This window comes from Mesorhizobium sp. M1B.F.Ca.ET.045.04.1.1 (assembly GCF_003952465.1).
GTDB classification, from domain to species: Bacteria; Pseudomonadota; Alphaproteobacteria; order Rhizobiales; family Rhizobiaceae; genus Mesorhizobium; species Mesorhizobium shonense.
The window spans coordinates 7278243-7301890 of the sequence record NZ_CP034448.1 but is presented as its reverse complement, the minus strand read 5'-3'; the positions used below and the strand labels follow the sequence as shown (position 1 = coordinate 7301890).

The 23648-nt window shown below is 63.4% G+C and carries 24 protein-coding genes; 3 read left to right on the top strand and 21 right to left on the bottom strand.

Annotation, left to right across the window (positions count from 1 at the left end; all coding sequences use genetic code 11):
• Positions 1–82 precede the first annotated feature (82 nt).
• From EJ071_RS35985 to EJ071_RS35895, 19 genes are all read right to left on the bottom strand, one after another.
• On the bottom strand, positions 83–400 hold the full coding sequence (locus tag EJ071_RS35985; RefSeq protein WP_126102089.1) for a hypothetical protein: 318 nt from the start codon (positions 398–400) through the stop codon (positions 83–85).
• Positions 397–873, bottom strand: coding sequence for a hydrogenase maturation protease (locus EJ071_RS35980; protein WP_126102088.1), 477 nt, complete (start codon positions 871–873; stop codon positions 397–399). Before EJ071_RS35980 ends, EJ071_RS35985 begins: the two co-directional genes overlap by 4 nt.
• A 13-nt stretch (positions 874–886) precedes the next feature.
• On the bottom strand, positions 887–1204 hold the full coding sequence (locus tag EJ071_RS35975; protein WP_348628122.1) for a hypothetical protein: 318 nt from the start codon (positions 1202–1204) through the stop codon (positions 887–889).
• A gap of 40 nt (positions 1205–1244) precedes the next feature.
• Positions 1245–1559 carry a hypothetical protein gene (locus EJ071_RS35970; protein WP_126102087.1) on the bottom strand — a complete coding sequence of 105 codons (315 nt, stop codon included), beginning with the start codon at positions 1557–1559 and terminating at the stop codon, positions 1245–1247.
• Between the two features lie 83 nt (positions 1560–1642).
• Entirely contained in the window at positions 1643–3178 is a 1536-nt protein-coding gene (locus EJ071_RS35965) for a nickel-dependent hydrogenase large subunit (RefSeq protein WP_245460109.1), read from the bottom strand.
• 105 nt (positions 3179–3283) lie between these two features.
• Positions 3284–4246 (bottom strand): hydrogenase, encoded by a 963-nt coding sequence (locus tag EJ071_RS35960; protein WP_126102085.1) that lies wholly within the window; start codon positions 4244–4246, stop codon positions 3284–3286.
• 216 nt (positions 4247–4462) lie between these two features.
• Complete coding sequence (locus EJ071_RS35955) at positions 4463–4699, bottom strand: hypothetical protein (protein ID WP_126102084.1); 237 nt, start codon at positions 4697–4699, stop codon at positions 4463–4465.
• 9 nt (positions 4700–4708) lie between these two features.
• Positions 4709–6157, bottom strand: coding sequence for a sigma-54 dependent transcriptional regulator (locus tag EJ071_RS35950; protein ID WP_126102083.1), 1449 nt, complete (start codon positions 6155–6157; stop codon positions 4709–4711).
• A 203-nt stretch (positions 6158–6360) separates the two neighbouring features.
• The gene (locus tag EJ071_RS35945; RefSeq protein ID WP_210211894.1) at positions 6361–7092 is read right to left on the bottom strand and encodes an HAD-IA family hydrolase; all 732 of its coding nucleotides are present in this window, start codon (positions 7090–7092) and stop codon (positions 6361–6363) included.
• Complete coding sequence (gene gph / locus EJ071_RS35940; protein WP_126102081.1) at positions 7092–7796, bottom strand: phosphoglycolate phosphatase; 705 nt, start codon at positions 7794–7796, stop codon at positions 7092–7094. Before gph ends, EJ071_RS35945 begins: the two co-directional genes overlap by 1 nt.
• A complete protein-coding gene (gene rpe, locus EJ071_RS35935) occupies positions 7793–8482 on the bottom strand; it encodes a ribulose-phosphate 3-epimerase (protein ID WP_126102080.1) in 690 nt (229 codons plus the stop codon). Before rpe ends, gph begins: the two co-directional genes overlap by 4 nt.
• Complete coding sequence (gene cbbX / locus EJ071_RS35930; protein WP_189521596.1) at positions 8479–9402, bottom strand: CbbX protein; 924 nt, start codon at positions 9400–9402, stop codon at positions 8479–8481. Before cbbX ends, rpe begins: the two co-directional genes overlap by 4 nt.
• 39 nt (positions 9403–9441) lie before the next feature.
• The gene (locus EJ071_RS35925) at positions 9442–9861 is read right to left on the bottom strand and encodes a ribulose bisphosphate carboxylase small subunit (protein ID WP_126102078.1); all 420 of its coding nucleotides are present in this window, start codon (positions 9859–9861) and stop codon (positions 9442–9444) included.
• 11 nt (positions 9862–9872) lie between these two features.
• Entirely contained in the window at positions 9873–11333 is a 1461-nt protein-coding gene (locus EJ071_RS35920) for a form I ribulose bisphosphate carboxylase large subunit (RefSeq protein ID WP_126102077.1), read from the bottom strand.
• Positions 11334–11369: 36 nt separating this feature from the next.
• A complete protein-coding gene (gene fba, locus EJ071_RS35915; RefSeq protein WP_126102076.1) occupies positions 11370–12449 on the bottom strand; it encodes a class II fructose-bisphosphate aldolase in 1080 nt (359 codons plus the stop codon).
• A gap of 1 nt (position 12450) precedes the next feature.
• The gene (locus EJ071_RS35910; protein WP_126102075.1) at positions 12451–13722 is read right to left on the bottom strand and encodes a phosphoglycerate kinase; all 1272 of its coding nucleotides are present in this window, start codon (positions 13720–13722) and stop codon (positions 12451–12453) included.
• Positions 13665–14675 carry a type I glyceraldehyde-3-phosphate dehydrogenase gene (gene gap / locus EJ071_RS35905; protein WP_126102074.1) on the bottom strand — a complete coding sequence of 337 codons (1011 nt, stop codon included), beginning with the start codon at positions 14673–14675 and terminating at the stop codon, positions 13665–13667. The genes EJ071_RS35910 and gap overlap by 58 nt, the downstream gene beginning before the upstream one ends.
• A 4-nt stretch (positions 14676–14679) precedes the next feature.
• Complete coding sequence (gene tkt, locus EJ071_RS35900) at positions 14680–16695, bottom strand: transketolase (protein WP_126102073.1); 2016 nt, start codon at positions 16693–16695, stop codon at positions 14680–14682.
• A 14-nt stretch (positions 16696–16709) separates the two neighbouring features.
• Positions 16710–17567: a phosphoribulokinase gene (locus tag EJ071_RS35895; protein ID WP_126102072.1), complete on the bottom strand. Its 858-nt coding sequence runs from the start codon at positions 17565–17567 to the stop codon at positions 16710–16712.
• On the opposite strand from EJ071_RS35895, the gene EJ071_RS39870 reads away from it, so the two are divergent.
• Entirely contained in the window at positions 17518–18030 is a 513-nt protein-coding gene (locus EJ071_RS39870; protein WP_245460108.1) for a hypothetical protein, read from the top strand. The genes EJ071_RS35895 and EJ071_RS39870 overlap by 50 nt on opposite strands.
• Here EJ071_RS39870 and EJ071_RS35885 read toward each other — a convergent pair.
• On the bottom strand, positions 17979–19325 hold the full coding sequence (locus EJ071_RS35885; protein ID WP_126102071.1) for a sigma-54 dependent transcriptional regulator: 1347 nt from the start codon (positions 19323–19325) through the stop codon (positions 17979–17981). The two genes, EJ071_RS39870 and EJ071_RS35885, sit on opposite strands and share 52 nt — an antisense overlap.
• On the bottom strand, positions 19322–21190 hold the full coding sequence (locus EJ071_RS35880; protein WP_126102070.1) for a sensor histidine kinase: 1869 nt from the start codon (positions 21188–21190) through the stop codon (positions 19322–19324). The genes EJ071_RS35885 and EJ071_RS35880 overlap by 4 nt, the downstream gene beginning before the upstream one ends.
• A gap of 236 nt (positions 21191–21426) precedes the next feature.
• On the opposite strand from EJ071_RS35880, the gene EJ071_RS35875 reads away from it, so the two are divergent.
• Positions 21427–22761, top strand: coding sequence for a dicarboxylate/amino acid:cation symporter (locus EJ071_RS35875; RefSeq protein ID WP_126102069.1), 1335 nt, complete (start codon positions 21427–21429; stop codon positions 22759–22761).
• Positions 22762–22891: 130 nt separating this feature from the next.
• Positions 22892–23473, top strand: coding sequence for a histidine phosphatase family protein (locus tag EJ071_RS35870; protein WP_126102068.1), 582 nt, complete (start codon positions 22892–22894; stop codon positions 23471–23473).
• The last annotated feature ends 175 nt before the right edge of the window (positions 23474–23648 follow it).

Here is a 23648-nt window from a genome sequence, read left to right as displayed (position 1 = left end):
CACGCTGCTTGGTTGCAGCCTCTATTGCGGCTGATGCTACCAGCTTTTTGAGTGTTGTCTACTTAAATTACGATGTGCAAACTTAGTTTGCAAAGACGCCCCGACCGATGAAGCCGGCCTGAGAGCTGTCCCACACCACTTGAAGCTCGCGCTCTTCGTCATCCGCCATCCCGTTCGCCCGAAAGAAGTCCGGAGCGTGCGCCACCCGGTCGCCTGCCAGGTTCTTACGCTTGAGCAGATATCCTCCTGCCTGCGCCAGCAGCACCGGCAGGATGAGCAGGTCGGCCTCACGTCGCATCAGCACAATGCCGCTGATCCTAGAGAAATGCCGCTCGTAGGCTTCACCCGACAGATGCAAGCCGCCGCGGCTCACGCGCACGGTTAAAGTCGCATCGTTCATTGCTGTCCGGCCGCGAGGCGGTCCGCCACGATTTCCCCAATGCGCTGGGCTACCACCAAGGCCGCCTTGGCTACAGGCACACTGAGACCCAGCCCCAAATCCAGCTGCCCGGCCTCGATCAGGAATACGGTGACGTCGTGCGGGAAGGCTGCGCCGAAGATCTGCCGGCCGGCATGGAGTGCGGCATCCCAGCGGAAGTCGTGCAGATTGAGTCCTGGACAATAAGGCCGCGCCAGTTCGCGTCCCGGCACCTCGTAGATCGCGCCCGCTTCGACGCCGCTGCGGGCCGCATCAACCAGGATCAAGGACCGGCAACCGCGGGCGGCGAACATGACCGCCATGCCATCCGTTCCGGCATCCAGCAGCTTGACGTCCGGTCCTTCCAGCCCTGCGGCGCGCAGCACACGGATCACCTCTGGCCCGGCGCCGTCGTCTTGCCTGTTGAGATTGCCGCAGCCGACCACCGCGATCATGCTGGCCTGCCCGTCATATCCGCCAAAGCCGGCACGACCACTCCGGCTCGACCGGCAGGTCGAGTTCGGGAAGCTCACAGAACCTGCGATGCACCATATAATACATGCAGCTCTCACACGCCTGCTCTATTCCCTGGTGCTCGACCGGCCGCAAGGTGAAGCCCGCGATCACGAGCTTTGCCGAAAGTTCGGCCCCGGTCGCTTGTAGACGGCCAATGACGGCGAGCACATCGTCATGGCTGTCGGCTCGTGGGAATGCTTCCGTCTCCGGCGATCTCGTCAGTAGCAACTCAATGATTTCGCGAGACTGGGCATCGTCAATGGTCGTCATCGCAGCCTCCCTCCAGGGCACGCCTGCGCAAAAGGGAACGTCAGATGCGCCAGAGGCGGCACCACCAGTCCGCGTCGACCGGAACTGCCAACTCTGGCAAGTCGCACCATTCTCGGTGGACCAGATAATACATGCATTCCATGCAGCGTTGCCTGTCAGGCCCATAAGGATGATCGACAAAGCCACTGATGACCATCTTGGCCTCGACGTCGTTCGCATCGAGCTTGCGCAACTCGTCAAGAACCGCCGCGAACTCCTTTTCGGTTTCAGGAAAAGGTTCGGTCTGCGTCTCGAGGCCCGACTTCATGAGCTGCGCCATCTTGCGCAGCAGGGCATGCTGTTGCTCATTGTTCATCGGCTACCGTCCCGACATTTGGAGAGCGGGCCGATCGCCAGCTGATGCAGACGATCGGGCAGCGTCGTAGAACCGGCAGATATCTATGCCGTGCGGAAACGGGCAAGCTCCTCGCCGGTATTGGCGTCGTGAGCGTGCACGGTGCACACAAGACAAGAATCATACGAGCGACAGACATGTCCGACCTCCACAGGGTCGTTCATATCCGCAATCGGCGTTCCAATCAGCGCCTGTTCGATCGGGCCGAGTTCGCCGCCATCGGAGCGCGGCCCTACGTTCCATGTCGTGGGCGCAATGATCTGATAATTCTTGATCTTGCCGCCCTGCACCTCGATCCAATGGCAAAGCGCCCCGCGAATGGCTTCTGTTGCGCCCCACCCTTTGCCATCCTTTTCGGTCGGTTTGACATACCAGGGATCATTCAACCGGAACTCCCTGAGTGCGTGTTCGGCTTGCCGATATAGCTTGACCCCTTCATGCATGCGCGCGAAGTGGCGCAACATCACGCTCGCTCCCCCAAGTTTCTTATACATGTCCAGCACCAACGGATCATAGTGCTGCCAGCTCTCGCCATGCGTGCCGCCGGCGATCAGCTGGCGCGCCAGAGGACCTGCCTCGAGCCGTCCGTTCTGGTCGTGGCGCACGGCAACCGACCAAGAATACTTGTTGTCATAATCGACCGGGTTCTTGCCGACTGGCTTGGTCACGCGCTCGAACGGATGCATGCCGCCCGGCTCGTCATACCAGGCATGCCTGAGGTCTTCGCGCGTATAGACCTGGTCCATCAGCTTGTGCGTGTCGCTCGCGCCGTCATAGACGCCGCTCTTCATAAGGACCGCTGAGTTGCGGCCTTCAATCGTGGGGCGGTTATACTTGTCCTCATGGGGCAGATAGCCCCAAGAGACGTACTTGCCGTGTCCTTGGCCATATTTGTCGACGCCGACATCGAGGCTCATGCGCCAGAACATGCCAAGATCCGAATTGGCATGTTCTGGCCGCTCATCCAGCCAGGCCATGAAGTCGTCGTACGACTGGATCTGCTCATAGCGCTCGAAGGAGCAGCCGAGCCAGACCGGCTCCATCCAGTTGCGGCGAAAATGCTCCAGGATAGACCAGGCTCGGGTCACATCGGTCAGTGTCGGCGCGCACATGACGCCGCCTGGCACCATATAGCTCGAATGCGGCCACTGCCCGCCGAGCAGGGCGTAGATTTCGACCGGACGCCCGGAGATGGTCACGCCGAGCTCATAGTTGGTCCCCGTGAATGGCGACCAGCGCTTGACGGCCTCCTCATAGTATTTCGAATGGGAGTAGTTCTTGTGCGTGTAATCGATCATGAAAAGTCCGTAGTGATGCCTTGGCAGGCTCTGCAGGCTTTCCACGATCTGTCCCAGGTTGCGGGCGAGGATTGCATTGCGTGGCACCTCGGCCTTCCACGCAGTGTCGAGCGCCCAGGCTGCGCAGGTAAGGTGGGAGGCACCGCAGATGCCGCAAGCGCGCGGGGTAACAACGAGCCCCGCCTGCGGATCCTTGTCGCGCAGGATCACCTCAAAGCCGCGGAAGAGCTCGGCTTGCGTCCAGGCGTTGACCACGACGCCATTTTGGATGTCGACGCGCACGTCGAGATCGCCCTCGACGCGGCCGACGGGCGAAATATCAAGTGTTTGAACTGCAGCGGACATAATGTCTTTGACCTTTGTCGATCGGGTTCGGGAAAGCGCGCTTTAGACGACGAAGATGTCTTCTTCGGCCCAGCGCGGCGAAGCGGCCTTGGCGGCGGCGGTCAGCTTGATGTAGCCGGTCTTGTCGACGCCGGAGGGCATGTCCTTCGGCACGCCCATAACCGTCTGCGTCTTGAAGACGGTGCCCGGTGCCAGATCGAAGAACGGGAATTCCGGCTCTGTGCAGCCCATACAGGGCATGCCGGCGCGCGTCTTGGACGATTGCCGGTTCCACAACACACGATTGCACGGCGAATGGGTCATCGGGCCACGGCAGCCCAGGTCATAAAAGAGGCAGCCCTTGCGCTGGCCGAACTCGGTGGCCGACACCTTATAGGCGAAGTGCATATTGCGGGTGCAGCCCGTTTGGGTGAAGGAGGTGAAGAAGGTTTTCGGCCGCTGGAACTCGTCGAGGCTGAGATCGCCCGCGCGCCCGGTCGCGACCGCAACGACAATTTGCGTGATCCAGTCCGGATGAGCGGGGCAGCCTGGAATGTTGATCACGGGCAGTCCGGCCTTCGACTTGTAGTCCTTGCCAAGGAAACCGCCTTGGTTGCGCTTCAGGAATTGCAGGCCCTGGCTTTCGGAAGGGTTCGGCGCCGTTGCGGGTATGCCGCCCCAGGTCGCGCAGTCGCCGACAGCGACGACGAAATTGGCCACTTTGCAAAGGTCGCTCACCCAGTCGCGCATCGCGCGCCCGGCGAAACGGTTCCATTCACCAGTGCCGTTGGGAGCGTTCACGACCGTACCTTCGAAGACGAAGATGTCGAGCGGCATCTGGCCGGAGGTCAGCGCGTTCAGCAGCTTTTTGAGATTATCCCCGAGCTCCAGTCCCAGCGACGGATGCCAGAGCACGTTGATGCCGAAATCAGTGACGAGATCGCAGGCACTTGGCTCCTCCGCATTGAGGAACGACATCGTATTGCCCGAGCAGGCTCCGCCCTGGAGCCATAGAAGATTGGCCATGAATTTCCTCCTCCGCTACGCTGCTGACCGTTAGGTGCAGCGCGTCTACGCAAGAGGAATTGCAAGCAACATGCCAAGTCAGGTCGCGCTAAGAAAATCGTTGTAACTCAGCGGCTTAAGGGAACCAGTCGTGTGTTGCGTTGCAACATTCTTCTTCGCTGATGTGCAAACTAACTTGGCAGGTGGAAAGTTCGTTTGTGGCCGTTTGTCGGCCGCTTAGCCGTGACGGTTGCCGCATGCCGGGCAGGCGACCTCCAGAAGATAGCCGTACCAGATACCTCTGCAGCGGCTGCACCAATGACCCGTTGTCTGATGCTCCGGGGCGCCGATTACATTGGCCATGGCGCCCACTCCCAGATATCGCGTCGGCTCAGCGTGCCGGGATGGCAACACACGCGACTGCGGAAAGCGCAGGACGGTCGTGCCCTGATCTTTCGGATCTTCGGTGGTCATGGATGCCTCTCAACCGTTTTCATTGAGACTGTAGCGCTTAATCTTGTTGGCAAGCCCAACGCGCGACAATCCGAGCTCGGCCGCGGTGCGGCTTTGGTTCCAGTGGTTTCGTATAAGGGCGCGCCCCACAATCTGCTTTTCGAGACTCTCGACCTGGTCCTTAAGCGTGGTCCCTTCGGGCACAAAGCCCCTTAAGCCGTCGCCCTGCTTGCGGGCAGAGGCGGTCGCGAGCAGCGATGGCGCCATGTTGCGGGTGGTGATGTATTCACCATCCTTGGTTAGCGCGACCATGCGGCGAATTTCGTTTTCCAGTTCGCGCACGTTGCCGGGAAAGCTGCACAGCGCCAGCTTCTCGAGTGTGTTGGCGGTGATACCAAGAACCTTGCGGCCCATTGCATCGGCATGCTTGGCGGCAAAAAACTCCGCCAACGGCCCGATATCTTCTGGACGATCGCGCAGCGGCGGCACCTCGAACTCGAAGCCCTTCAGCCGGAAATAAAGGTCCTGACGGAACTTGCCCTGCACGACGAGGTCCTGCAGCGGCTTGTTTGATGCGGCGATAATGCGGACGTTGCAGTGGATGACCTTGTCGGCACCCAGCGGCTTGACCTCGCCTTCTTGGAGAAAGCGCAGCAGGCTGACCTGAAAGGATGGCGACACATCTGAGATCTCATCTAGGAAGACCGTTCCTGCATCGGCAGCCCGAAACAGGCCGAGCCGGTCCGAAATCGCCCCGGTGAACGCGCCGCGCTTGTGGCCGAACAGTTCCGACTGGAGCAATTCGTCCGGCATGCCCCCACAGTTCTGGACAAGGAGCGGGCTTGCGCGCCTGGGTGAATTGTAGTGGATGGCGCGCGCAAGCAGCTCCTTGCCAGTACCGGTCTCGCCCTCGATCAGGATGGGCAGTTCGGTCGCAGCTGCCTGCCGCGCCAGATCGCACATCTCTGCCATTTTTTCGCTTGCATAGACGAGTTTTTCGAACTGGTGGCTTTCTGGCCTGAACACGGGGTCACGGCGCTCCCCGAACATCAGAGGCCCCGAAATCTTGAACTCCCGAGACAGAATACGATGGCGGCGATGAAGTTCACGCGCTTCCAGGGCCCGCTCAACGGCTAAACCGAGCTGCGCCGGGTCGAGAGGGGTCAGAAGGAACTGATAAATCGCTGCCTTGGAAAGCGCTTGGTAAGACAACGAGGAGGGCGCCGGTGTCACATAGACGCGCATGATGTCCGGGTGAGACACGCGCAACCGGGTGAGGAAATCAAGACCCACAGTCTCATCCTGTCGATCCTCCGCGACCGCCAAATCGACATGGATGCTGCTCATCGTTGTCAGTGCCTCGGCCGGACTGCCAACCGGCAGCACCCGATAGGCGTACCGCTCCGACAGCACCTCAAGGCTATCCGCCCAATCGCTGCCTCGACGAGCTACAATGACGACTGTACCGGAATGGTCCATGAAACCATGTTTCCAAAATGTCTACTTGATTAGCAGCTTGCCCCTTGCTGCGCAACGACGAGCTGGCCCAGACAGCAGTTCGACGGTTTCGAAACGGCGAAGCTCCGATAGCAGTGCTAGACAACATTTCCTTGGACGAGCGCAGTGCGCGAGCGCCTGCCGCAATGGGTCAAGGGTTCCGTTCAGCCGGTCATCGCAGACCGTTAAGCTCGTTCGCGCGTAAGCAGACGACTAAGCTCGATCGGCTGGGCCATCAGGGAAGTGTAAGGACGGAACTCTGCCGATGACCATGGCATCGCCAGATTGCGCAAAATCAGATCGGCACCGCTAAAATCTTCATGACAGCTGAACTGGCTGGGGGTGATGATGGTGCGCATGCCTGAGCCGATTGCTGCCAGAAGCCCATTTCTGGAGTCCTCGATACAAATGCATTGCGATCCTTCCAGCCCGAGATCTGACAGCACCAAACGATAGACCTCAGGATCCGGCTTCTTGGCTTTGACGTCCTCACCGGTCCGGATGGTTGCGAAAAGTCGAGGTGCCTCATCGCCCAGAGTTGACTTAAGGAGCGACATCACGTTCACCCTACTTGTCGTCGTCCCGATTGCGAGCAAAAAGCCCTTGCGTCTGGCGTGATCGATCAAGCCCTCCACCCCGGGGCGCAGAGCGATGGCGCCCTCCCGGATCGCCCGGTTATAGAGATCCGTCTTGCGCGCGTGCAGGGCGACAGCATCGAGCTGGCACTGCATCCTGCAGCTATAGGCGATAATGCGTTCGCGCCCGCCCGCTATTGCGAGCAGCTCCGTATAAAGGGCGCTATCCCAATTCCAGCTTAGGCCGTGCTCCGCGAACGACTGATTGAAAGAACGCCGGTGCAGGTCTTCCGTCTCGGCCAGAGTGCCGTCAACGTCGAAGACGATCGCGCGAATCGGCATTATTGAGCCCTGCTGGCCGCGAAGAACTTCGGTTCGAGTTCATCGAGCCGGTCGATCACGACATCCGCGCCGAGAGCCTCTGGCGCGACGGCCGTATAGCCGCCCCGCACGATGGCGCACACCATGTCCGCTGCCCTAGCCGTTTGCACGTCGGTCCCGCTATCGCCGACAAGCACCGCCTCATGTGCATCGCAGCCGCAGCTCCTGCACGCGGCCAACAGCATCTCGGGGGAGGGCTTTTTCGGGTAGCCGCTGTCGCCACCGATCACAACGTCCAGTTCCGCCAGCAGATCGAAACGCGACAGAATAATGCGCGAGAAACCTTCTGGCTTGTTGGTGACCACGCCTGTCCGCAATCCCGCTTTGCGGGCAGCCGACAGGGCCTGTGCAGCCCCGGGCCGGAGCGTGGTCAAGCGGGTGAGATTGTCGGCATAGATGTCGATCATCGTCGCGTGGCGCTCGCGAAATTCCTGACGCGAAAGCGCGACGCCATGGGTGGCGAATGCACGCTCCACCAGTGCCCCGATTCCGTTGCCGATCATGCCGCGGACAGCTTCCAATGAATGCGGCGCCAGCCCGAAACCTGCCATCAATTCATTGACGGCCGCCGCGATGTCCGGAGCGGAATCAACGAGTGTGCCGTCGAGATCGAAGAAGACGGCGCGAAGCGACGAGCCTTCGATGTCCTTTACTGCGAGACTCATGCCGGTTCCCTTGCGGCCACCCTGTCGGCGGCGTGGCGGATCGCGGCTATATTGGTTCGGTAGGCGTCGGCAGTACCGCCCTTGAAGACGGCGGAGCCGGCGACGAGCACATTGGCGCCGGCCGCGGTGACCAGGGGAGCCGTCTCGGGCGTGACGCCGCCGTCGATCTCGATGTCGATCGGGCGTTGGCCGACCAGCGCCTTGACCCGCCTGACCTTGTCGATGACGGCCGGAATGAAGGCCTGGCCGCCGAAACCCGGATTGACCGTCATCAGAAGCACCAGATCGAGCCGGTCAAGAACATATTCGATGACGCTTTCCGGCGTCGACGGATTGAGCGATACGCCGGCCTTCTTGCCGAGGCTCCTGATCGCCTGCAGCGAACGGTCGAGATGCGGCCCGGCCTCGGCATGCACCGTGATGATGTCGCAACCGGCGTCGGCAAAGGCGGCGAGATAGGGATCGGCCGGCGCGATCATCAGATGACAGTCGAAGATCCTGTCGGTTCGATTGCGGATCGCCTTGATCACCGGCGGACCGAAGGTGATGTTGGGCACGAAATGCCCGTCCATCACGTCGAGATGGATCCAGTCGGCGCCCGCCCGCGCGACCGCTTCGACCTCGTCGCCGAGCCGCGAGAAATCCGACGACAGAACGGAAGGGGCGATGATGGTCTTTGCGGTCATTTGCTTTCTCCTTCGCCAGGATTCGGCGCGAACACCCGGCTGGCGGTGATGTCCTCGACCGAGATCGTCGACAGCGCCTTGGCGTCAAGCGGCCCGTTGGCGCTCTCGAACAGGCGGTTGGCCTGTCGCAGCCGGGCACGGTCGAGCGCGTTGCGGATCGAACGGGCGTTGGCGAAATGCGGCTGCGCGCGGCGGCGTGCGATGTAGTCGACCATCGCCCCGATTGCCTTAGTGTCGAACAGATAGTTTTGCTTTTCGAGCATTTGTTCCGCGATCCTGAGGAGCTCGTCGTCGGAATAGTCGGGAAAGTCAATGTGGTGGGCGATGCGCGAGCGGAATCCCGGATTGCTTTCGAAGAAGCGGTCCATACGCTGCGCATAGCCGGCGAGGATCACCACGAGGTCGTCGCGCTGGTTCTCCATCACCTGCAGCAGGATCTCGATCGCTTCCTGGCCGTAATCGCGCTCGTTTTCCGGCCGGTAGAGGTAATAGGCCTCGTCGATGAACAGCACCCCGCCCATCGCCTTCTTCAGGAACTCCTTCGTCTTGGGCGCGGTGTGGCCGATATACTGGCCGACCAGGTCATCGCGCGTCACCGAGACCAGATGGCCCTTGCGTATATAGCCGAGTCGATGCAGCAGGTCGGCCATGCGCAGCGCCACGGTCGTCTTGCCGGTGCCCGGATTGCCGGTGAAGCTCATATGCAATGTCGGCGTTTCGTGCGCGAGTCCCATGCGCCGGCGCGCCCGCTCGACCAGCAGGAGTGCTGCCGTCTCGCGGATGCGCCTCTTGACCGGGGCGAGCCCGATCAGATCGCGGTCAAGCTCGGCCAGGACGTCCTTGACGCCGGAGGTTTCGAATTCCTCGCGCAGATCGATCGCTGCCGGGACGGCGTTTTGAGGCGCTTCCGTTTCGGCCAAGGCTGGCGCCGACATGGCATTCTCCTCTTGTCGCGATGATCAGCCGTACCTTGCTCCAGCCGGCTTGTCGGCGGCATAGGGCTTGGTGGTGTAGCGGATCATGCGGCCCGCAGTTTCCTGCCGCTCGAGTCGGTAGCCGGGTTCCTCGGCGGGACGGTTGACGATGAAGGAGAGCTTCACCGATTCCCAGCCATGCGAGGCATCGAAAGCGACGACGCGGATATAGCGGTCGCCATAGAGCTTGCGGCATGCGTTGAGCTCCATCATCAGCGCCGCCGCGTCGGGATTGTCGAACATCGGGTGACCCCACATCTCCCAATAGACATTGCGCGGGTGCGGGTCGTCGGTGACCTCGAGGCTGACGGCCCATTTGTTGTCGATGCAATACTGCACCTGCGCGCGAATCTGGTCGTCGGTCAGGTCGGGCAGGAAGGAAAAGGCCCCTTGGGTGATGCGCATTGTCTGTCTCCTTATTCGGCCGCCGTTGCCACCGGAACGAAGTCCGGCGTGTCAGTCGATGCATAGTTGAAGGTCACATCCTTCCAGGTCTCGAGCGCCTGTTTCAGCGGCAGACAGTTCCTGGCTGCGTTCTCCAGGATCTGCGGACCTTCGCGCACGTAGTCGCGGCCCTCGTTGCGGGCGAGGATCATGCATTCGAGCGCGACGCGATTGGCGGTCGCGCCGGCCGCGATGCCCATGGGATGGCCGATGGTGCCTCCGCCGAACTGCAGCACCACATCCTCGCCGAGCAGGTCGATGAGCTGGTGCATCTGCCCGGCATGGATGCCGCCTGACGCCACCGGCATCAGCTTGTTGAGCGAGGCCCAGTGCTGGTCGAAGAAGATGCCGTTCTCCAACCGCATCGGGTTATAGTCTTCGCGGCAAATGTCGTAGTAGCCCCTGGTCGTTGCCGGATCGCCTTCCAGCTTGCCGACCACCGTGCCGGCATGGATGTGGTCGACGCCGGCAAGCCGCATCCATTTGGCGATCACGCGGAAGGAGACGCCGTGCGACTTCTGCCGCGTGTAGGTCGAATGGCCGGCGCGATGGAGGTGCAGGATCATGTCGTTTCTGCGCGCCCATTTCGCCATCGACTGGATTGCCGTGTAGCCGATCACGAGGTCAATCATGACGATGTTGGAGCCGAGTTCCTTGGCGAAGTCGGCGCGCTCGTACATGTCCTCCATGGTGGCCGCGGTGACGTTGAGATAGGTCCCCTTGATCTCGCCCGTCTCGGCCTGCGCCTTGTTGACCGCCTCCATGCAGTAGAGAAAACGCTCGCGCCAATGCATGAAGGGCTGCGAGTTGATGTTTTCGTCGTCCTTGGTGAAATCGAGCCCGCCCTTCAGCGCCTCATAGACGACACGGCCGTAATTGCGACCGGAAAGGCCGAGCTTCGGCTTGACGGTGGCGCCGAGCAGCGGGCGGCCGAACTTGTCGAGGCGCTCGCGCTCGACGACGATGCCGGTCGCCGGACCCTGGAAGGTCTTCACATAGGCGACAGGAAAACGCATGTCTTCCAGCCGCAATGCCTTCAACGGCTTGAAGCCGAAGACGTTGCCGATGATCGACGCCGAGAGATTGGCGATCGAACCCGGCTCGAACAGGTCGAGGTCATAGGCGATGTAGGCGAAATACTGTCCGGGTGCGTTCGGCACCGGGTCAACCCGATAGGCCTTGGCGCGGTATTTTTCTGTCGCCGTCAGCCGGTCGGTCCAGACCACCGTCCAGGTCGCGGTCGAGGATTCGCCGGCGACTGCCGCGGCGGCCTCGATCGGATCGACGCCGTCCTGCGGCGTGATCCTGAACACCGAGATTATGTCGGTATCCTTCGGCTCGTAGTCGGGCTCCCAGTACCCCATCTTCTTGTATTCCATGACACCGGATCTGTAGCGGTCCTTGCCGGTCACGGTTTCGGATTTGTTGGGCATGAGGCTGGTCCTTTTCCTTTGTTGGTGGACCGCCGCTCAGGCGGCTTTCGCGGTTGCGATTTGCGGATCGAGCTTTCCCGCGGCGTAACGTTTGGCCATCTCGTCCATGGCGATGACCTTGATCTTCGAGGCGTTGCCCGCGGTGCCGAAGCGTTCGAAACGGTCGCGGCAAAGGTCACGCATCGCATCCATGGCCGGCTTCAGGAATTTGCGCGGATCGAACTCCGAGCGGCTCGTCTGGGCGACCTTGCGGAACTGGCCCGCCATCGCCATGCGGCAATCGGTGTCGATGTTGACCTTGCGCACGCCGTGGCGGATGCCGCGCTCGATCTCCTCGACCGGGACGCCGAAGGTTTGGGGCATCTCACCGCCATATTTGTTGATGATGTCCTGCAGTTCCTGCGGCACGGAGGACGAACCGTGCATGACCAGATGCGTGTTCGGCAGCTTCGCGTGGATCGCCTCGATCACCTGCATGGCCAGGATGCCGCCGTCCGGCTTGCGCGTGAACTTATAGGCGCCATGGGAAGTGCCGCAGGCGATCGCCAGCGCATCGACGCGGGTGGCGGTCACGAAGTCGACCGCCTGATCGGGATCGGTCAATAGCTGGTCATGGGAGAGGGAGCCTTCGGCGCCGTGACCGTCCTCGGCCTCGCCCTGGCCGGTTTCGAGCGAGCCGAGCACGCCGAGCTCGCCTTCGACGGAAGCGCCGACCCAATGCGCCATGCACGCGACGCGTTCGGTGATGGCGACGTTGTAGTCGTAGCTCGCAGGGGTCTTGGCGTCCGCCAGCAACGACCCGTCCATCATCACCGAGGTGAAGCCATGGCGGATCGCTGAAAGGCATGTGGCTTCGCTGTTGCCGTGATCCTGGTGGATGCACAGCGGAATGTTTGGATGGATCTCGGTCAACGCCTCCATCATCCTGGAGAGCATAATGTCGTTGGCATAGGAGCGGGCGCCGCGCGAGGCCTGGATGATCACCGGCGCGTCACAGGTCCTGGCCGCCTCCATGATGGCCAGGCCCTGTTCCATGTTGTTGATGTTGAATGCCGGTACGCCGTAACCGTGCTCGGCGGCATGGTCGAGCAGTTGGCGAAGCGTTATCTTGGCCATATCAGGCGATCTCCATGTTGGGAACCTTGTTGCGCAGCGCCTCGATGCCGGGAAGGCTGCGTCCTTCGAGCCATTCGAGAAAGGCGCCGCCGGCGGTCGAGAGATAGGTGATGCGATCGGCAACCCTGGCCGCGGACAGCGCCGCGGCGGTGTCGCCGCCTCCGGCGATGGCGGTGAGCCGGCCAACCTGGACGAGTTCGGCGGCGTAGCGCGCCACCGCAAATGTGCCCCTGCCGAACGGATCGATCTCGAAAGCGCCGAGCGGGCCGTTCCACAGCAGGGTCCTGCATTCTTCCAGCACGCGGCCTATGCGCATGACGGTGGCACTGCCCACGTCGAGTGCCATCCTGTCGGCGGGGATTGCGTTGACAGGGACTTCGAGGGGAGTGGCCGTCTCATTCAGGTCATGCGCCACGACCACGTCGTCGGGCAGCAGGATCCGGCATCCGCTTTCCGCGGCCTTGGCCATGATTGTCCGGGCGATTCCGATACAGTCCCGCTCATGCAACGACCGGCCCACGTCGAGCCGCTTCGCGGCAAGGAAGGTGTTGGCCATGCCCCCGCCGATGATGAGGTGATCCATCCGCGTGACAAGCTGCTCCAGGATGGCGATCTTCGACGACACCTTGGCGCCGCCGACCAGCGCGGCCACGGGGCGCACGGGGTTCTCCAGCACCGTTTCGAGTGCCGCCACTTCGGCCAGCAGAGAAGGTCCGGCATAGGCCGGCATCAATCGGACGATGGCATGAGTGGAAGCATGCGCGCGGTGGGCGCAGGAGAACGCGTCGTTGACATAGATGTCGCCGTTGACCGACAGGCGGAGCGCAAAGGACCGGCTGTTTTCCTCTTCGGCTTTGTGGAAGCGTAGGTTCTCCAGGAGCTGGATGGTGCCCGCCTCGTGATGCGATGCCGCGTGCTCAGCGACCGTGCCTACGCAATCCGGCACAAAGGTCACGGGATATCCGCTGGCGCGCGCCAGCCGATCGGCGACCGGCCTGGCCGAATAGACCGGGTTTGCTTCTCCAGCGGGGCGCCCGAGATGCGTCATGAGGACGACCCTGGCGCCGCGCGCCACCAGATCGGTCACGGTCGGCGCGAAGCGGTCGATGCGTGTCGTGTCCGCAACCGTGCCGTTGCGCAGCGGGACGTTGAGGTCCGCCCGGACCAGAACGCGCCGGCCGGCGACGTCGACGGAACGGATATCGCCGAGGCCGTTCACAGCGCGCCGCCGATCGCGGCGGCCGTGTCCGCCATGCGGTTGGAGAAGCCCCATTCGTTGTCGTACCAGGACATGACCCGCACCAGTTGTCCATCGATGACCTTAGTCTGGTCGAGAGCGAAGGAGGAAGAGGCGGGGTCGTGGTTGAAGTCGGACGAGACCAGCGGCTGGTCCACGATGGAGAGGATGCCGGCCATCGGTCCGCGCGCGGCCGCGACAATCGCCGCGTTGACTTCCTCCACGCTCGTCGGGCGCAACGGCACGAATTTGAAGTCCACCGCCGAGACGTTGGGTGTAGGCACGCGGATGGCGACACCATCCAGTTTGCCCTTCAGTTCGGGCAGCACCAGCCCGACCGCCTTGGCGGCCCCCGTCGATGTCGGGATCTGCGACAGGGCTGCCGCGCGGGCGCGGTAAAGATCCTTGTGCGTGGTGTCGAGCGTCGGCTGGTCGCCGGTGTAGGAATGGATGGTCGTCATGAAGCCGCGCTCGATGCCGATGGCTTCATGCAGCACCTTGGCTGCCGGGGCGAGGCAATTGGTGGTGCAGGACGCGTTGGACAAGACGACGTGGTCCGCCGCGATCCTGTCGTGATTGACCCCGTAGACCACGGTCAGGTCGGCGCCATTAGCGGGAGCCGACACCAGCACCTTTCTTGCACCGGCGGCCAGATGGCTAGCGGCCTTGTCCCGCGTTGTGAAGATGCCGGTGCATTCGAGCGCTATGTCAACGCCCAGTTCGGCATGAGGAAGCTGCGCCGGGTCACGGAAGGCGGTGACCCGCATCGGTGCCCGCCCGTCGATCTGTATCGTGTCGCCGTCTATCGCTATCCGACCCGCAAAGCGCCCGTGGACGCTGTCGTAGCGCAGCAGATGCGCGTTGGTCTCGACGGGGCCGAGGTCGTTGATGGCAACGACCTCGACATCGGTCCTGCCGGATTCCAGGATCGCTCGCAGGATGTTGCGCCCGATCCGCCCGAACCCGTTGATTGCAACTCGTACCGGCAATGTCTCAATCCTTCTGCGTGATCGCGAGGGCGACTTCGGCGATCGCCTCGGCCGTAATTCCGAAATGCTTGTAGAGGTCGCTCGCCGGCGCGCTTGCGCCGAAGCCGGTCATGCCGACAAAGTCGCCCCGTTCGCCGATCCAACGGTCCCAGCCCATCCGGGCCGCTGCCTCGACTGCGATGCGCGGTGCCTTGCCAAGGACTTCGGCGCGATAGGCGCTGTCCTGTTCCTCGAACAGTTCCCAGCAGGGCATGGACACAAGCGCTGCGCGGATATTGTGACGCTCATGCAGCAGGTCGGCCGCGGCACGTGCGATCTCGACCTCGGAGCCGGTGGCAACCAGCGTGACGTCACGCCGGCCCATGGCCTCCCGCATGAGATAGGCGCCCCGGGCCGAGCGGTTGGCCCCGGGAGCTATCGTGCGCAGCATGGGCAGGTTTTGGCGCGACAGGACCAGCACGCTCGGCCGGTCTTTGGCTTTGAGCGCCAGCTCCCAGCATTCGGCGGTTTCGATGATGTCGGCTGGACGGAAGACATTGAGGTTCGGTGTTGCGCGCAGCATCGCCAGATGTTCGATCGGCTGGTGCGTCGGACCGTCCTCGCCGAGCCCGATCGAATCGTGCGTCATGACGTAGACGACACGCTGCCCCATCAGGGCCGACAGACGCATCGCGCCGCGCGCATAGTCGGCGAAGCAGAGGAAGGTGCCGCCATAGGGAACGAACCCGCCATGCAAGGCAATGCCGTTCATAGCAGCCGCCATGCCGTGCTCGCGAATGCCGTAGTGGATATAGCGCCCGGCAAACGCGCCCGGCGCGATCTTGCCCATGTCCCTGGTGATCGTGAGATTGGAGTGGGTGAGGTCTGCGGAGCCGCCGATCGTGAGGTCGGTTGCTGCGTTGATGATCGACAGCGCCATCTCTGACGCCTTGCGAGTGGCGACAGCGGTTGCCTTCTCGAAATGCTCGGACCGGAAGGACGCAAGCGCCTCGAATACCTCCGCAGGCACCTCGCCGGCAATGGCGCGGTCGAATGCTTCGCGTTGCGGCGTGCTCTGATGACGGCGCTCCCATGCCGTCCGTGCTGCTTCGCCCCGCCTGGCGACGGCCCGCCAGGCGCTCATGACGGTGTCGGGCAATTCGAATGGGGGATATGTCCAGCCGATGTTGGCGCGGGTCGCCTCGATCTCGGCAAGCCCCAACGGCGCACCGTGGGTCTTTTCCGATCCGCCAAGATTCGGAGCGCCCTTGCCGATCACCGTGCGGCAGGCGATCAGCGAGGGCTTGTCCGACCGCCGCGCCTGCTCGATCGCTGCCGCGACGGCTTCCGCGTCATGCCCATCGACGGCGCTAACATGCCAGCCGGCGGCGCCGAAGCGCGCCGGCTGGTCCATCGACGTGGCGAGGGAGGTCGGCCCGTCGATGGAGATGCAGTTGTCATCCCATAGGACGATCAGTTTCGACAGCCGGAGATGGCCGGCGAGGTCGATCGCCTCGTGACTGATGCCTTCCTGGAGGCACCCGTCGCCCGCAATGACATAGGTGTAGTGGTCGATGAGGTCCGCGCCGTAGCGCGCAGCCAGGATCCGTTCCGCGAGTGCCATGCCGACGGCGGTGGCGATTCCCTGTCCGAGCGGCCCCGTCGTGGTTTCTATGCCGAGCGCGTGGCCGTATTCCGGATGGCCGGCGGTGCGGCTGCCGAGCTGGCGGAAACGCTGCAGCTCACCGGTCGGCATGTCTGGGTAGCCGACCAGGTGATGCAGCGCATATTGCAGCATCGAGCCATGGCCGGCAGATAGCACGAAGCGGTCGCGGTCCGGCCAGTCGGGACGCGACGGATCGATAGTGATGAAACGGTTGAACAGCACCGTGGCGACGTCGGCCATGCCCATCGGCATGCCGGGGTGTCCGGAATTGGCCTTTTGGACCGCGTCCATGGCAAGCGCCCGGATCGCGCTGGCCATCTCCTGCTCGCTGCCGGCGAGGGGCGTCTGGCCGGTGATTGTTGCGTGGTCGTTCATGGCTTTGCCTTTCCTCACGAAGCCCGGCGCTTGCGCTCGATCAACTGCAGGATGAGCGGCGTCAGGATGAGCTGCATGGCGAGATCCAGCTTGTTGCCGGGCACGACGATCGAGTTCGCCCGGCTCATGAAGCTGTTGTGGATCATCGACAGCAGGTACGGAAAATCGATGCCGCGCGGGTTGGCGAAGCGGATCACCAACATCGATTCATCGGGCGTGGGGATCCAGCGCGCGATGAAGGGGTTCGAGGTATCGACGATCGGAACCCGCTGAAAGTTGATGTTGGTCAGCGAGAACTGCGGCACGATGTAGCGCGTATAATCCGGCATGCGGCGCAGGATCACGTCCATCACCGCTTCCGTGGAATAGCCGCGGGTCGATCGGTCGCGGTGGATCTTCTGGATCCATTCGAGGTTGATCACCGGAACAACCCCGATCTTCAGGTCCGCATGGCGCGCCAGATCCACCTTTTCGGTAACGGCGCAGCCATGTAGGCCCTCATAAAAGAGCAGGTCGCTCGGCTCGAATTCGCGCCACGGCGTGAAGCATCCCGGCGCGCAGTCGTAGAGCTTGGCCTCTTCGTCGTCATGGACATAGGTCCGGGTCCTTCCCGAGCCTCTTCTGCCGTACTCCTCGAAGATCTCCTGCAGCGTCTCCAGTTCGTTCGCCTCAGCATGAAAGTGGGTGAAGTTTGGATTGCCTGCCTTCTCCTGCTCGGCGACCTTGGCCTTCATCGCCGCGCGGTCGTAGCGGTGAAAGGCGTCGCCCTCGATGAAGGCTGCCGACACATTCTCGCGCCGGAAGATTTGCTCGAATATGCGCTTGACCGAGGTTGTACCGGCGCCTGAGCGGCCGGTCGAGCAGCAGCGCATTGCCCGAGATCCAGGCGGCCGTGGCGCCGCCGAGCGCGAACAGGAAGCCGTTGCGATGGCCCCAGTTCATGGACGCAGCCATCAGGCCGCCGATAATCAGCGCGCCGAACACGATGATGACGGCTACGGCATATTTCTCGAAATCGCTGCCGCGGCCCATCGCCGGCCCCATCGCATTGAGATTGGGCAGATCGTCCGGATCAAAGGGGCTGGCCGAGCCGTATTCGTCTTGACCGAGGGATTCGCGCATCATTCGTTCTCCGCTGGGCGGCAACAAACCATCAACGCTCGCCGAGCGCAACCGGGCATCGCCAACGCAGCCCTGCATTCGCCCATTGCCTGGTGCCGACGTGCCACGGTTTCCCGGCAGGGCTCAACGGCTGAGGGTGTGGCGCGGTTCCACGGCTTGATCTATCTGGAAAAATCGCTGCGCACGATGCCGTGCCGCTGCAGCTTGTCGTAGAAGGTCTTGCGCGGAATGCCGAGCGCCTCGATCGTGCGCCGGACATCGCCGTCGTTGCGACCAAGTGTCTCGCGGATGATCTCGGCCTCATAGCGCTCCAGCCGTTCCGGCAACGGCATTGCGGCGTCCGAATCGGCCGGCTGAGGGGAAGGGCTGCCGCCGATCTCCTCCAATCCGAGCACGAAGCGCTCGGCGAAATGGGCGAGCTCGCGGACATTGCCGGGCCAGTCATGTTCTCTCAGATGGCGCTGGACGGCGGCCGGCGCCGCGGGCACCGTGCGATGGAAGCGGGCCGCGGCGCGCTCGGCGAAATAGCCGAACAGCAGCGGCACGTCGTCCCGGCGCTCGCGCAGCGGCGGGATCGAGAGCGTCACCACATTGAGCCGGTAATAGAGGTCCTCGCGGAAAGCGCCGCGCTGGCTCGCGTCGCCGAGATCGACCTTGGCGGCGGCGACGACGCGCAGGTCGACCGGCCGGACCTCGTTGGTACCGAGCGGCGTCACCTCGCGCATTTCCAGCACGCGCAGCATCTGCACCTGCGTCGAGGCCGGCATGCTTTCGATCTCGTCGAGGAACAGCGTGCCGCCGCTCGAATGCTCGATGCGGCCGACGCGCTTCTTCTGCGCGCCGGTGAAGGCGCCGGCCTCATGGCCGAACAATTCGCTCTCGATCACCGTCTCCGGCAGCGTGCCGCAGTTGAGCGCCACGAAATTGCCCTTGGCGCGGCGGCTCCAGCGATGCAGCAGGCTCGCCACCACCTCCTTGCCGGAGCCGGTCTCGCCGGTCACCAGCACGTCGACATCGGTGTCCGCGATTTGCCTCAGCGTGCGGCGCAGCCGCTCCATCGCCGGCGTCTGGCCGATCAGCGGCAATCCCTCCTGCGCCTGCTCGGCCGCCTCGCGCAAGGCGCGGTTCTCCATCACCAGGCGGCGCTTCTCCGCCGCGCGCCATACACTTTGCGCCAGCCGGTCGGCGGCGAACGGCTTGGTGATGAAGTCGTAGGCGCCGTCCTTGATCGCCTTGACCGCCATGGCGATATCGCCGTGGCCGGTGACGAGGATGACGGGGATATCCGGATCAAGGTCGACCACGCGGTCGAAGAGCTGCAGTCCGTCCATCTCAGGCATGCGGATGTCAGACACCACGACGCCGGCAAAGCTCGCCTCGAGGCCGGCAAGTGCCTCGCTTGCCGAGGCAAAGGCTGAAACAGCAAAGCCGGCGAGCTCCAGCGTCTGCCGCGTCGCCTTGAGCAGGTCGCTGTCGTCGTCAATCAGGATGACCGGGTTGCCGTTCATGATGCCACGCCAGCTTTCGAGAAATGGACGGTGAAGCGGGTGCCCTGCTCGCTGCTCGACACCTCGATGCGCCCGCCATAGTCGGCCACGATATCCTTGGAGATGACGAGGCCAAGCCCGAGCCCCCTTTCCTTCGACGTGTTGAACGGTGTGAACAGCGATTTCAGGATCGCGGGCGGAATGCCAGGGCCGTTGTCGGAGACGATCAGCGCAACGCCGTCGGCGGTTTCGGACGCGGACACTTCGACCCGCGCGTCGTCGCGGCCCTCGAGCGCTTCCAGCGCGTTCTGGAACATGTTGATCAGCACCTGCTCCAGCCGCAGCCGGTTGCCCATTACTTTCAGCGTCCGCGGCGGCAGCGTGATCGCCAGCGCGTCCAGCCGGCCGGCAAAGCGGCTTCTGAGCAGCACCACGGCGCCTTCGATGACGCCACGCAGTTCGACCGGCTCGGCCGCCGTGCGGCCCTTGCGGGCGAACGCCTTCAATTCCTCGGTGATCGAGCCGATGCGCTCGGTCAGCGCGGCGATCGCGCCGAGATTCTCCTCGGCGGACTCATTCTGCTTGCGCTCCAGGAAGACACGGGCGTTGTCGGCATAGGCGCGGATCGTCGCCACCGGCTGGTTGATCTCATGCGCGACGCCGGCCGCCACCTGGCCAAGCGTCGCAAGGCGGTTGGCCTGCACCAGCTCCTGCTGCATGACCTGCAGCTTCGCCTCGGTGCTGCGATGATCGGCGATCTCGGCCTGCAGACGGTCGCGCGCGAGGCTGAGATCCTGCGTGCGCTCGACGACGCGGCGCTCCAGTTCGGCGCGCGCCGCCTGTTCGGCCGCGATCCGCATCTGGGCGGACTGTCGGCGCCACAACAGATAGGCGGCTAAGGCGATCAACGGAACGATGACGCCGAGTGCCAAGAGCCGCATTTCGCGCTGGGCCGAAGCAATCGGCGCTTCGGCCGGAACGAGATAGTCGAGCCGCCACGGTGTCGAGGGCACGGCCGTGGACAGCCGCAGATATTCCGCGTCGCTGCCGCCAGGCGTGATCGCATGGACCAGCGTGACATCGGGGCTGAGCGGTTGCGGCCTCGTGATCGGCAAAGCTACGAGCGGAGCGTCGCCGAACTGCTGGCTGGCGCGGATGTCGGCAAGCACGGGGGCCGCCAAGGGCGCCGTCGTCATGAAGCGCCAGGAGGGCACGCTGGTGATCAGCACCACGCCATGCTCGTCGCTGACATAGGCCGGGCGGTTGGCCTCATGCCAGTCGGCCTCGAGCTGGTCGAACTCCATCTTGACCACGACGACGCCGAGCGGTCCGGCGGCGCCGTCGACGCGGCGCGAAATATAGAGGCCCGGACGCTTGCTGACATTGCCGAGCGCGAAATACTCTGCCGTGCCGGATTGCATGGCGCCCGAGAAATAGGCGCGAAAACCATAGTCGTTGCCGACGAAGCTCACCGGCTCGCGCCAGTTGCTCGAGGCGATCGCGAAACCGTCGATGCCGGTGACATAGAGCACCGAGGCCTTGGTGCCCGAGACCAGCCCTTCCAGCTTGCGGTTCAGCACGTCGATCGAGGCGGGGCTGCGCTCAGTCAGCGCGTCATGCACCTGCTGGTCCTCGGACAGAAGCAGCGGCAGCGCCCGCGGATTCTCCAGCACCGCGCGCAGCAACGCCACCTTGAGATTGGCATCGGTGCGACCCTGCGCGGACAGCGCCTCGATCTCGGTCGAGCGGCCGTAGAGCCCGGCGCCGTAGAGCGCCGCCAGCACGATCAGCAGCGCTATTCCCGCAAACAGCAGCCAGGCGCGCCGCGCACGCCCGGCGAGCAGTTCGGGCGTCAAGGAGAGGGCAGCGGCATGGCGTTGCAGCATACCGCATTTGTGCATGATTTCGCACAAAGCACAATTCGATCTATGCGGATCACCGCACGGTGCGCGAGAAAAATACGGATCATCAGGCCGAAAACCCCAGCGGAATCAATGAGCGCGGCTTCGAGGTGGAATCTGGCACGCACATTGCAAAGTCATCCGCAGCAGTCGCGAGGCTGTGGAGGTCAACTGCCCCAGGGAGGTCGAGCTTTCTCGATCGGGGCTGAACGGAGGATACGATGCAGACAGCTATCGCTGCCGCGGAACCGCGCGGCAAGGTTCCCTTTTACCGGCATCTCTATGTGCAGGTCCTGGTGGCGATCGCCGCCGGCATCCTGCTCGGCCATTTCTATCCCGACTTGGGTGCTTCGCTGAAGCCGCTTGGCGATGCCTTCATCAAGCTGGTCAAGATGGTCATCGCGCCGGTGATCTTCCTCACGGTGGCAACCGGCATCGCCGGCGTCTCCGACCTGCACAAGGTGGGTCGGGTCGCCGGCAAGGCGATGATCTATTTCCTCGTCTTCTCGACGCTGGCGCTTGTCGTCGGCCTGGTCGTATCCAACGTTATCCAGCCCGGCGCCGGCATGCACATCAATCCGGCGACGCTCGACGCCTCGAAGGTCTCGACCTTCACCGAGAAGGCGCATGACACGACGATCGTCGGCTTCCTGATGAACATCATCCCCGACACCATCATCGGCGCCTTCGCGCAAGGCGATATCCTGCAGGTGCTGTTCTTCTCGGTGCTGTTCGGCGTGGCGCTGGCGTTGGTCGGCGAGCGCGGCCGCCCGGTGGTCGATTTCCTGCAGGCGCTCACCGCGCCGATCTTCCGCCTCGTCGCCATCCTGATGAAGGCGGCTCCCATCGGCGCCTTCGGCGCCATGGCCTTCACCGTCGGCAAATACGGCATCGGCGCGATCGCCAATCTCGCCTTCCTGATCGGCACCTTCTACCTGACGTCGCTGCTCTTCGTGCTGGTCGTTCTCGGTGCCGTCGCATGGTACAACGGCTTCTCCATCCTGGCGCTGATCCGCTACATCAAGGAAGAGCTGCTCCTGGTCCTAGGCACGTCGTCGTCGGAGGCAGCCCTTCCCGGCCTGATGGCCAAGATGGAACGTGCCGGCTGCAACCGCTCGGTGGTCGGCCTGGTCATCCCGACCGGCTATTCCTTCAACCTCGACGGAACCAACATCTACATGACGCTGGCAGCGCTGTTCATCGCCCAGGCGACCGACACGCCGCTGACCTTCGGCGACCAGATCCTGTTGCTGCTCGTCGCCATGCTGAGCTCCAAGGGTGCCGCCGGCATCACCGGCGCCGGCTTCATCACTTTGGCCGCCACGCTGTCGGTCGTGCCTTCGGTGCCCGTCGCCGGCATGGCGCTGATCCTCGGCGTCGACCGCTTCATGTCGGAATGCCGGGCGCTCACCAACTTCGTCGGCAATGCGGTTGCGACCATCGTCGTGGCGCGCTGGGAAGGCGAGCTCGACCAGAAGCAATTCGCCGCCGCCATGGCCGGCCAGTTGCCGGAAGAGGCGGACCTGGCGTTGTCGGGCGGTCTCCAGCCAGCCTGATTGGTCAGGCATCCTCCCGAGCCTGGATAGGCCGTGGCGCTCGCCGCGGCCTGTTCTTTTTGTCGGCCGCCGCATAGGGTGGCGCAGGCCGGCATCCTTCCCGGCGCATTCGAGCGTGAGGGGCCGGCGAATGAGCAGCGCGTTTCCCGAGATCTACCTTGCCCGTCATGGCGAGACGGAGTGGAGCGCCTCGGGCAAGCATACCGGCCGCACCGACATTCCGCTGACCGCGAAGGGCGAAGAGGCCGCGCGGGACGTTGCGGAGCGTCTCAAGGGCTTGACCTTCGAAGCCGTCTGGTCGAGCCCGTCGCAGCGCGCCTTCGACACCTGCCGGCTTGCGGGGTTCGGCGAGCGCGCGGTGAAGAAGGCCGACCTGCAGGAATGGGACTATGGCGCCTATGAAGGCGTGACGACGAAGGAAATCCTTGGCCAGCGCCCCGGATGGAACGTGTTTCGCGACGGCTGCCCGGGCGGCGAGACGGCGAAGGACGTCGGCGCCCGGGCCGATGCCGTCATCGCCGAGGCTCGCGCCGTTGCCGGCAATGTGCTGATCTTTTCGAGCGCGCATTTCCTGCGCGTGCTTGCGGCGCGCTGGGTTGGTCTACCGCCGCAGGGCGGCGCGCATTTCGTGCTGGATACCGCGAGCCTCAGCATCCTCGGCTACGAGCATGATCTGACCGAGCCGGTCATTCGCCGGTGGAACCAGGGATAATCCGGGCTTTATAGCAGATCGACCCTGGCGGTTGGCCGAAACGCTTTTCGTCATCCGCGGGCGGAGCAAGGAGCGAAGCGACGCGGCGCAGACCCGAGGATCCATTCCGTTACCTATCAGCGTTGCAGCGATTCAGAACGACCCCTGTCTCGCACCGTCTTTACCCGTTGCGCGA